This window comes from Helicobacter suis, assembly GCF_902196125.1.
In the GTDB taxonomy this organism is placed as follows: domain Bacteria; phylum Campylobacterota; class Campylobacteria; order Campylobacterales; family Helicobacteraceae; genus Helicobacter; species Helicobacter suis_B.
This window is the reverse complement of sequence record NZ_CABIKG010000001.1, coordinates 146,484-156,509: the sequence shown is the minus strand read 5'-3', so window position 1 is coordinate 156,509 and position 10,026 is coordinate 146,484. Positions and strand designations below refer to the sequence as shown.

Genomic DNA, 10,026 nt, shown 5'->3' with positions numbered 1-10,026 from the left:
ATGGAGCTTGAAAGAGAAAAACGGCCTGACTTCCAACATAGCTTTAATAATTTCATGTTGTGGTGTGATAAGTTAATTAAGAAGGATAGGCAGTTACAAAGCGTGTTGTTATGCCAGTACTTGAAAAAAAGAGATATTCTAAAAGCCCTACACAAAGGTACGCGCCTTTGCTGGTAGTGTGCGATCAAAGCTAGGAAATTGGCCTAGTTAGTGAAGTGTATTAAGGGGTTTTGGATTTGCTAGATTGATGTTGATAGGCGTACATCTTTAGTAGCAGTAGCGGGGGAGCGCTAGCCCATTAGGGCACATTGTAGACTTTATAAAAGTTTTGATGATTTTAACCGGCACTCCCCAGCTACTGACTAATTTAAAGGGCAAAAAGGGGAATTACTCCAGCTTTATAGCCGTATTAGTTTAAAGTATGAGTTTCACGAGCGCGTAAGATTTGAGCCTACTTTTTGGGGATTATGCGAAACTCATTTCTAGCGTTATGTATAATCTTAGACGCGCCTGTAAGATTTTCAAAATGAGCAACCGATTATCCCAAATTGATGGGCGTAGCTTAAAAGGCGCGATTGCCTCCTATTTAAACCTTTGGCAGAAACCCCCACTTGTAGCGGGTAGAGTGAGTACCCCGCTTTTGTGATCAGCGCCCGTATACATTGTAGAAAGTGCTAAAAACCACCAAAAGGCGCGATTGCTTTCTATTTAATGCCCATTTAATAGCTATTCAATGGGCGTTGAATTATTCAATACTTAGCGTTGAATAATCAATAAAAAGCATTGAATAACCATTAAATGCCATTGATTAGGCATTGAATGGGATTAAAAACCATTGATTAGGCATTGAAAAACTAGAAAACGGGAATAGCTTCCGCTTTTTAGATCACCCCCAAAGGCTTAAACACTTAAAACTAATTTTGGCTAATGATCTCTTTGATTTTTACCAATTGCGCCATAAAGCCCTAGCTTTAGCAAGTATGGCGCTCAAAGGCTAAGGCTTAATTTTTAGCAAGCCTAGCCATTGTTAATACATAGCAACTTTAAGCGCGATCTTTAGCCCTTGAGGTTATGGCTATGGCGGCGGCCTTTAAGGCGTTTATGATAAATCAAGCGCACACGCTTTCCCCCATAAATGGTACGCAACTCCTCAAAACTTAAAGTTTTAAAGGTTTCAAAATCTAGCGCCACCCTCATTGTAGCCAACTTGGGATATAGTTAGGATCATTAATTGCGTTATCTTTGCTAATGACTGCCCGGTACACCTTACACTTCTTTGCCACTAGGCTTGTGTACCGCTGTATCCGGTGGGATTGGCTATATCGGGGCAGAAGTTATGGGCGATTATCTTTTAAAAGTTTTAAGCAAAGGGTTAAAGTTGGCACACCTAGCGAGAGTTAGCACAGAACTAGAAATTATAAAGTGAAATACAAAAAAATACAAAGGCGCTAAGCTTAAGTGGTTTAAGTTTAAGGGGGTTTAGGGGGTTAGATAGGAGCGCTAGCACACTTAAAAATATAGCCATACTATATTAATAAAGCCACATAGAGCCACACAAAACCACTAAATAACCCCCCAAAAACATAGTTAAGAACTCAAAGGCCTTAGCAACTTGACAGGTTAGTTTAAAAGGCTATAGTTGGAGAGGCTATAATCGAGGGTGTTAGGGTTGTGTTTGTTAGGGTTTAATTTTAAACCCGCCCCTCACTTTTAAGCCGTTCTAAAAAGGCTATTTCCTCCATTACCTCCACCCCTAGCTTTTTAGCCTTTTGTAATTTACTCCCGGGGTTTTCCCCACAGATAAGTAAATCTGTCTTAGAACTCACCCCAGTTTGTACATGTGCGCCTAGATTTTCAAGCAAGGTAGTAATTTCTGCACGCGAACTTTTTAAACTACCTGTAATCACGATCTTTTTATCTTTAAAAAAAGAGGGGGTTGCTTTTTTCTCTGAGGCTATGGGGTTTATAAGAGTTAAAAGTTGTTCAATGAAACCCTTATTTTCTTTTACAAAGCGCACAAAAGAAGCGGCTATTTTTTTCTCCTCCTCTTTTAGCCCTTTGCCACCAAACCCCTCTAAGCTAGCAATTTCCTCATAAGTTTTATCAAACACCTCTAACCCAAAATGCTGCGCTAGAGTTTTACTCGCCCCCTTACCAATGTGTTCAATCCCAAGAGCGCTAATAAAACGCCATAAGGGCGCATGCTTACTTTGAATAATGGCTTGCAATAAATTTTGTGCCTTTTTTTGTTGCCAACCCTCTAAATTAAGCAAGGCTTTTTCCTCTAGGCTATAAAGATCAACAACCCCTTTAATTAACCCTGCTTGTAGTAATTGTGCCACCACTTTATCCCCTAAACCTTTAATTTCTAGCCCATTTTTAGAGGCAAAATAGGTGATAGACTCTTTAAGTCTAGCGGTGCAATTTTTATTAGGGCAAAAGAGGTAGCGATCTTTATGGCTTAAATCTAAATCACAGCGATAACAATATTCTCTTAACTCTAAATCCCTGCCACACTTTAAACAGCGTTTAGGAAATGTTAGATCAGTTTTACATTGCGGGCATTTTTTATGCTGTTTGTTTAAAAGAGTTTGGCACACCGGGCAATGGGTGTATTTTTTAAAAAAGATTTGGCATGTGGGGCAAAAGTTAGGCTTGCTTTTTAAGAGTAAAGGCAAATTACACTGAGGGCATATATTTAAGGGCTGTTTTTGCAATACACTTTGGCACACCGGGCAATGGGTGGGGGGCGAAATTGGTTTTTGGGTGCCATTTCTGAGATGTTTTAAGGGTTTAATGATTTTAGGAATCACATCACCACTGCGCACAATCACCACTGTATCATTGATCATCAAATCTTGTTGTTGGATTTGAATGTAATTATCTAAAGTGGCCTTAGAAATGCGTGCCCCCTCTAGTGTAATGGGCTCTAAATGCGCTACAGGCGTGATCGCCCCACTGCGCCCCACTTGATTAATAACGCCTAAAAGTTTGGTGTGTTTTTCTGTAGCTGGGAATTTATAAGCAAAGCCAAAGCGCGGGGATTTGATTGTAAAGCCTAAAATACTTTGTAAATACAAATCATCTAACATCACCACCATGCCATCAGCATCAAAGATAGATTGATAACGCCTTGCATGAAAGAGTTTAAAGCTCTCTTCAATAGCCTGTACACTCTCACAAAGCACAAAATCCAGAGACAAAAACCCCCAATCTTTCATTATTTGCATGCTTTGTTTTAAACTGGTGTATTTTTCCTCTGCTAATCCTAAACCCCAAGGGTAAAAGGTGAGTTTTCTTTGGGCTGCAATTTTAGAATCTAGTTGGCGCAAACTTCCTACAGTGGCGTTTCTAGCATTAGCAAATAGGGGGAGATTTTGCTTAAGGCGCTCTGCATTAAGGGCTTTAAAATCCTCTCTTTGTAACACCACCTCCCCGCGAATCTCAATAGGCTTAGTATAGGGAATAATTAAAGGGATTGAGTGAATCGTCTTAGCATTGTGGGTTACTAATTCGCCCTCTAAACCGTTGCCTCGCATGCTCGCACTTTGTAATTGCCCGTTTTCATAATATAAATTCAGCGAAGCCCCATCAAGTTTAGGCGAACAAGTAAAGCGGCTAAAAGAGGCGCTAGGGTATGTTTGAGAAATACGCCCCTTAGATTTAAGTGTATGCTCAGATTCTACAATGCGGTTAATCCATACTTGCAACTCTTGCAAATTAAAAACATTCTCTAAACTCCACATGCGCACTTTGTGGGTGTGTTTGGGTAGAGTTTGTAATACTGCTCCGCCTACGCGCTGGGTGGGTGAATAGGGTAAAATATTTTGGGGGTATTTGGTTTCATAATCTAGTACTTGGCGATAAAGCTGATCGTAAATCTCATCGCTAATTAACGGGCTAGCTAGTACATAGTAATGATAGGCGTACTGGCAAAGCTTGTCTACTAAGTGTTTGTAATCCTCAAAAGTTTGGATCATTTGCTGGTCTTTGCTATAATCAGGATTTTAATATTCTAGGTCAGATTAGCTTAAGAAGGAATACTTTGGTTAGCGACATTGATAGCATCATTTCTCTCCACCTGAATAATGAAGCCCAGTTTTTATGTTTTACCCTAGATAGCGATGTTAATAATGACGCTGAATTGTATGCGATTAATATTTTTAAAATCCGTGAAATTATCCATTATGATGGAGATGTTACTCAAACGGTGGGGGGGAATGATAGCATGATGTTAGGTTTTCTAACCATTCGTGGCGAATCTGTACCTTTTATTGATGTGAGGCGGTGGTTATATTTTGATTCTAAATACCCCAACCAAGATTTAAGCCAAGCCTCTATACAGAGTGATAAAAATTTAGTGGTTGTGTGTGAGTTTTCAGGCTGTGTGGTGGGGCTTAAAATCTTTGCGATTAAGTATATTGTGCATAAAAATTGGGCTGAGGTGAGTGTGGGGGATAAACAGGGGTTTAATACGGGTGGTAAAGTGAGTGCGATCACCCGTTTTGAGCAAGATCGCGTGATTCAAATCTTAGATGTAGAAAAAATGCTAGTAGAGACCTTCCCAGCCATGCAAGAGCTAGATCAACTTAAAACCCAGTTTGTAGATGCCATTAAAAGCGATAAACTCATTTTTATCGCTGAGGATTCTCAAGTGGCTATGCATCGTCTGGAAAGAATTATTTCTAGTTTGCATTTAAAATACGAGGCTTTCCCTAATGGCGATGTACTGCTTAAGCGCTTATTTTCTGAAAACATGATCGATCAAGTTGGGGCGGTTGTAACAGATTTAGAAATGCCGGTGGTTTCTGGTTTTGAAGTGCTTAGGCGTATTAAAGCCGATGCTAGAACTAAACATTTACCTGTTATCATCAATTCCTCTATGAGTAGCGAATCTAATAAACAATTAGCCGATTCTTTGCACGCTGATGGGTTTGTGATCAAATCCCACCCTGATGAAATCCAAGAACTCTTACAAGAATATCTCAAATAAAAGCGAAGGGTTAATCATGTTAAGGACGCAGTTATGTGCAGAGGTGGGTCTGAGTGATATTAAAAAGAATATTAAACTCTGTGGTTGGTGCCATAATTATCGCGATCATGGGGGGGTGATCTTTATTGATCTAAGGGATAAAAGCGGGGTGGTGCAGCTAGTGTGTGATCCAAACTCTCAAGCTTACAAACAAGCTAGTTTAGTTAGGCATGAAGATGTACTCATTGTTGAGGGTGTGGTGCGCGCTAGAGAAGAGGGTTTGCAAAATTCTAAACTTAAGACTGGCCAAATTGAAGTGGTGCTAAGCCATCTATGCATTGAAAATAAGAGCCTAACCCCCCCTATTAGCATTGGTGATAATAGTGTCAATGAGGATTTGCGTTTGCAGTATCGTTATTTGGATTTGCGCTCTGCTAAGGCTTATGAGATTTTTAAAATGCGCAGTAAAGTTGCTAAAGCGGTGCGCGATTGTTTAGACTCATTAGATTTTTTAGAGATTGAAACCCCCATGCTTTCTAAAACAACCCCTGAGGGCGCGCGAGACTTTTTAATCCCAAGCCGTGTACACGATGGGCAATTTTTTGCACTCCCTCAAAGCCCCCAACTTTTCAAACAAATCTTAATGGTTGCTGGAATGGATCGCTATTACCAGATTGTCAAATGTTTTAGAGATGAGGATTTGCGATCAGATAGACAGCCGGAATTTACCCAAATTGATGTAGAGATGAGTTTTTGTACGCAAGAAGATGTTATAGAGGTGGCTGAAACACTTTTAAAAGCGATCTTTAGCTGTGTGGGTGTAGAAATTGCCCCTCCCTTTAAACGCTTGAGCTATCAAGAAGCCACCGAGTCTTATGGGAGTGATAAACCGGATTTGCGCTTTGAAATGCCCCTTGTAGAAGTGGGGGATTTGTTTGTAGATTCAAGCAATGAGATTTTTAAAAAGATCGCTAGTGATTCTTACAACAACCGCTTTAAGGCTTTAAGAGTAGAGGGAGGCGATCGCCTTTTAAGCCGTAAGTATCTAAGTGAGGCTGAGGAATTTGTACGCCAATTTGGTGCTAAGGGGTTGGCCTATATCCAAGTGAAAGAAGAGGGGGCTAAGGGGCCTTTAGTGAAATTTATCTCTGAATCTGCTTTAAAGACACTTCTTAAACGCACTCAGGCTAAAGTGGGCGATATTTTATTCTTTGGTGCAGGGGAAAAGAGAGTCATTTTAGATTACATGGGGCGTTTGCGTCTTAAATTAGGGCAGGATTTAAACCTTATTGATTCTCAGGCTTTTAATTTTCTATGGGTTGTGGATTTTCCTATGTTTGAGGAGATAGAGGGCAAACTTAGCGCCGCCCACCACCCTTTTACCATGCCTAAAAATTTAGAAGCTGAGCCAACCCAAATACAATCTATTGCTTATGATATTGTGCTTAATGGAGTGGAATTAGGAGGGGGGAGTATACGCATCCATAAAGAGGCTATTCAAAAGGAAGTTTTTAAGATTTTAGGCATTAGCAATCAAGAAGCCCAAGAAAAATTTGGCTTTTTATTAGAGGCACTCCAGTATGGCGCGCCTCCCCATGGAGGCTTTGCTATAGGCTTTGATCGACTCATTATGCTTTTAGCCAAAGTGCCTAGTATCCGTGATGTGATTGCTTTTCCTAAGACCCAAAAAGCCACTTGTTTATTAAGCAAAGCCCCTAGTAGTGCTTCAGAGGAGCAGTTAAGAGAATTACATATCCGTTTAAGAAACCCTAAACCCCCAAAAATCTAAAGGATAACTATGAAAGCATTATTTTTAATCATTGGTGCACCCGGCAGTGGCAAGACCACAGACGCACAACTCATTGCAGAGCGCAATAGCGATACTATGGTACATTATTCTACCGGAGATTTATTACGCGCAGAAATTGCTAGCCAAAGTGAGAGGGGCATGCACATAGCGCAATTTACAAGCAAGGGCGAGTTAGTACCCTTAGAAATTGTGATTGATACCATTATCCACGCGATCAAAAATGCCCCTAAAGAGATCATCATTATTGATGGTTATCCTCGCAGTGTAGAACAAATGCATGCTTTAGATCGCGTACTTAAAGCACAAGAGGAAGTCAAACTTAAGGGCGTGGTTGAGGTTAAAGTTAGCGAGGCTGTGGCTAGAGAGAGAGTACTAGGGCGCTCCAGAGGAGATGATAGCCTAGAGGTTTTTAATAACCGCATGCAGGTGTATTTAAAACCCATTGAGAGCATTGTAGAGTTTTACAAGGTTTTAGAGGTACACCAAGAAATCAATGGGGAACGCAGTGTTGCAGAAATTGTAAATGATATTGAAACTTATATTAAAAATCAACTTTAAGGATATTTATGGACATCTCAAAAATTCCAGTTAGTAGTGCTGATGTGTTAAATGCTGTTATTGAAATCCCCTATGGATCGCGAATCAAATACGAAGTGGATAAAGAAAGCGGGGCAGTGGTGGTGGATCGAGTCATGTTTACATCTATGGTCTATCCAGCTAATTATGGCTTTATACCCCATACACTTAGTGATGATGGCGATCCAGCAGATATTTTAGTACTCAATGAAGACCCTTTACAGGCAGGTAGTGTGATTAAATGCCGTTTAATTGGGGTGTTAATTATGGAAGATGGAGGGCTTGGAGATGAAAAACTCTTAGCTGTGCCGCTTAGTAAAATTGACCCTCGTTATGCGCATGTTAAAAGTTTGGAGGATTTAGCCCCCATTGTGCTACAAAAGATCAAACACTTTTTTGAAACCTATAAAGACCTAGAACCCCAAAAATGGGTAAAAGTTAAGGATTTTGGCAATAAGGCACAGGCTGAAGAAATTTTTAACCAAGCGCTTGCAAATTACCAACAAACTTTAGGTTAACTTAGAGTGGGTGTTTTGATTAATTTAGAAGAGCATATTTCCTATATTAAACACCCACTAGCTCTTTATGCCTCTTTAAAGCGCCCTGATACGCTTTTATTAGAGAGTGCTCAGACGGATAACAAGCGCCACACTAAATCTTTAATCCTCTCTCATGCCTGCTTAAAACTAAGCTGTTTAGATTTATGCGTGTTAGTAGAGGCGCTAAGTGCTAATGGAGCGGTGTTTTTAAAACAGCTATCTAATCTTTTTAAAACCCCCTTACAAGAAGGGCAATTACGCTTGCATTATCCTAAAAATACGGCCCTTTACGATGAGTTTTTAAAACTTAAGATGCCAAGTCCCTTAGATGTTTTGCGCCAAATTTTTCAATGTGTTAACAAACCCCACCATCCTTTTGGGTTATTTTGTGCGGGGCTTTTTGGTTTTGAACTCATTAGCGCTTTTGAAGATTTGCCCACTTTAAAAGTACAGGATAATAGCGCGCCGGATTTTCTCTTTTATGTGGCTGAGACTTTAGTTATTATCGATCATGAAAAGCAAAGTACACAAATTCTAGGGACTTGCTTTGATTTAGCACACCAAGCTACTATTGAGAATCAAATCCAAGAACTCAAGCAAAAGGCTTTAACTCTTAAAGAATTTAGCCCTAAAACCTATCCTCAAAACTCCACTTTAAGCACCAACTGTAACGATGAAGCTTTTGCGCGCATAATTAGCACACTTCAAGAGCAAATTAAGGCCGGTGAGATCTTCCAAGCCGTACCCTCCAGAAGTTTTTATTTAGAGTGTAAAGACCCGCTTAGCGCTTATTACCACCTCAAAGTTACAAATCCTAGCCCTTACATGTTTTACATGCAAACACAGGATTTTACCCTTTTTGGGGCTAGTCCTGAGAGCGCGTTAAAATACGATGCTTGTACAAATTTAGTCCAAATTTATCCCATTGCTGGTACGCGTAGCCGTGCTAAAAACCCCGATGGAAGCATTGATTTTGATTTAGATAACCGTTTAGAGCTTGATTTACTTAGCGATGCTAAAGAGCGCGCGGAGCATATTATGCTTTTAGATTTAGCTAGAAATGATATTGCTAGGGTGGCTAAGCCACATACCAGACTTGTTAATAAACTTTTAAAGGTAGAAAAATACGCCCATGTCATGCATTTATGTTCATGCGTGCAAGGCGAACTTAAAGAAGGATTAGATGCTCTGCATGCCTATAGAAGTTTTATGAATGCCGGCACTTTAAGCGGCGCGCCTAAGATTGCCGCGCTTAAACTCATTGCAGAACTTGAGGGTAAACGGCGGGGTTCTTATGGCGGATCGGTGGGGTATTTATGCGCTGATGGCTCGATGGATACATGCATTGTGATTCGCTGCGCCTTCATGCAAGATCAGCGCGCCATTATCCAAGCAGGTGCGGGTATTGTACTGGGCAGTCTAATAGAGGCTGAAATTGCAGAGACTAAAGCTAAAGCTAGAGCTGTAATTGATGCTATTTTAAAGACGCATGCATGAAAATCTATTTTTTAGATAATTTTGATTCTTTTACCTATAATCTTGTTTATGATTTAGAAGGATTAGGCCACTCTGTTTTAGTTTTTAGAAACACCACACCTGCTGACACCCTTTTAAAAATGATGGAGAGTGAAAAAGAAACACCCTTGCTTTTTATTTCACCCGGTCCAGGTGATCCCCAACATTCTGGAGAGCTCTTGCCTATTTTAAAACGGGTACGCGGAAATTTCCCGATTTTAGGCATTTGTTTAGGTTTACAGGCTTTAGCAGAGAGTTATGGGGCAAAAATTGTGCGGAGCATAGAGATCGCACATGGCATGGGCTCAACTATCACCCTTGAGCCCTTTGAACCCTTTAAAGGACTAGGCTATTCTTTGCAGGTGGGGCGCTATCATTCTTTAATGGTGAGCAATTTGCCAAGTTGTTTACAAGTGATTGCACATTATAAAGATATAATAATGGGGATTTATCACCCCCAAGATAGAGCCCTAGCTTACCAATTCCACCCAGAAAGCATCATGACGCTAAAAGGCGCGCAACTACTCCAACAAAGCCTAGATTTTTTAATGCATAATAGCAGAAACCATGAATCTCTTTAGGTTGGGGTGGCATTAGTCTTAAAAGGTCAAATT

The 10,026-nt window shown here is 40.3% G+C and carries 8 protein-coding genes; 6 read left to right on the top strand and 2 right to left on the bottom strand.

Annotated elements, in window-relative coordinates:
• Positions 1 to 1,056 precede the first annotated feature (1,056 nt).
• A complete protein-coding gene (locus tag G6Q00_RS00765; protein WP_163531569.1) occupies positions 1,057 to 1,197 on the bottom strand; it encodes a bacteriocin in 141 nt (46 codons plus the stop codon).
• 494 nt (positions 1,198 to 1,691) lie between these two features.
• Entirely contained in the window at positions 1,692 to 3,980 is a 2,289-nt protein-coding gene (ligA, locus tag G6Q00_RS00760) for an NAD-dependent DNA ligase LigA (protein ID WP_163531568.1), read from the bottom strand.
• A gap of 65 nt (positions 3,981 to 4,045) precedes the next feature.
• Here ligA and G6Q00_RS00755 point away from each other — a divergent pair, with 65 nt between their 5' ends.
• The 6 genes from G6Q00_RS00755 to G6Q00_RS00730 are packed head-to-tail and all read left to right on the top strand — an operon-like array spanning position 4,046 to position 9,993.
• Positions 4,046 to 4,993, top strand: coding sequence for a chemotaxis protein (locus tag G6Q00_RS00755; protein WP_163498404.1), 948 nt, complete (start codon positions 4,046 to 4,048; stop codon positions 4,991 to 4,993).
• 16 nt (positions 4,994 to 5,009) lie between these two features.
• Entirely contained in the window at positions 5,010 to 6,761 is a 1,752-nt protein-coding gene (gene aspS / locus G6Q00_RS00750; RefSeq protein ID WP_205426422.1) for an aspartate--tRNA ligase, read from the top strand.
• A 9-nt stretch (positions 6,762 to 6,770) separates the two neighbouring features.
• The gene (locus tag G6Q00_RS00745) at positions 6,771 to 7,340 is read left to right on the top strand and encodes an adenylate kinase (RefSeq protein WP_163531567.1); all 570 of its coding nucleotides are present in this window, start codon (positions 6,771 to 6,773) and stop codon (positions 7,338 to 7,340) included.
• Between the two features lie 8 nt (positions 7,341 to 7,348).
• Positions 7,349 to 7,876 (top strand): inorganic diphosphatase, encoded by a 528-nt coding sequence (ppa, locus tag G6Q00_RS00740; RefSeq protein ID WP_163531566.1) that lies wholly within the window; start codon positions 7,349 to 7,351, stop codon positions 7,874 to 7,876.
• A 15-nt stretch (positions 7,877 to 7,891) separates the two neighbouring features.
• Positions 7,892 to 9,394 (top strand): anthranilate synthase component I, encoded by a 1,503-nt coding sequence (gene trpE, locus G6Q00_RS00735; protein ID WP_163531565.1) that lies wholly within the window; start codon positions 7,892 to 7,894, stop codon positions 9,392 to 9,394.
• Positions 9,391 to 9,993, top strand: coding sequence for a glutamine amidotransferase-related protein (locus G6Q00_RS00730; protein ID WP_163531564.1), 603 nt, complete (start codon positions 9,391 to 9,393; stop codon positions 9,991 to 9,993). Before trpE ends, G6Q00_RS00730 begins: the two co-directional genes overlap by 4 nt.
• Positions 9,994 to 10,026: the final 33 nt, after the last annotated feature.

Excerpts from the sequence above, each read along its gene's own strand:
- G6Q00_RS00765 (WP_163531569.1), bottom strand. The coding sequence starts at position 1,197 with ATGAGGGTGGCGCTAGATTTTGAAACCTTTAAAACTTTAAGTTTTGAG.
- ligA (WP_163531568.1), bottom strand. The coding sequence starts at position 3,980 with ATGATCCAAACTTTTGAGGATTACAAACACTTAGTAGACAAGCTTTGC.
- aspS (WP_205426422.1), top strand. The coding sequence starts at position 5,010 with ATGTTAAGGACGCAGTTATGTGCAGAGGTGGGTCTGAGTGATATTAAA.
- G6Q00_RS00745 (WP_163531567.1), top strand. The coding sequence starts at position 6,771 with ATGAAAGCATTATTTTTAATCATTGGTGCACCCGGCAGTGGCAAGACC.
- ppa (WP_163531566.1), top strand. The coding sequence starts at position 7,349 with ATGGACATCTCAAAAATTCCAGTTAGTAGTGCTGATGTGTTAAATGCT.
- G6Q00_RS00730 (WP_163531564.1), top strand. The coding sequence starts at position 9,391 with ATGAAAATCTATTTTTTAGATAATTTTGATTCTTTTACCTATAATCTT.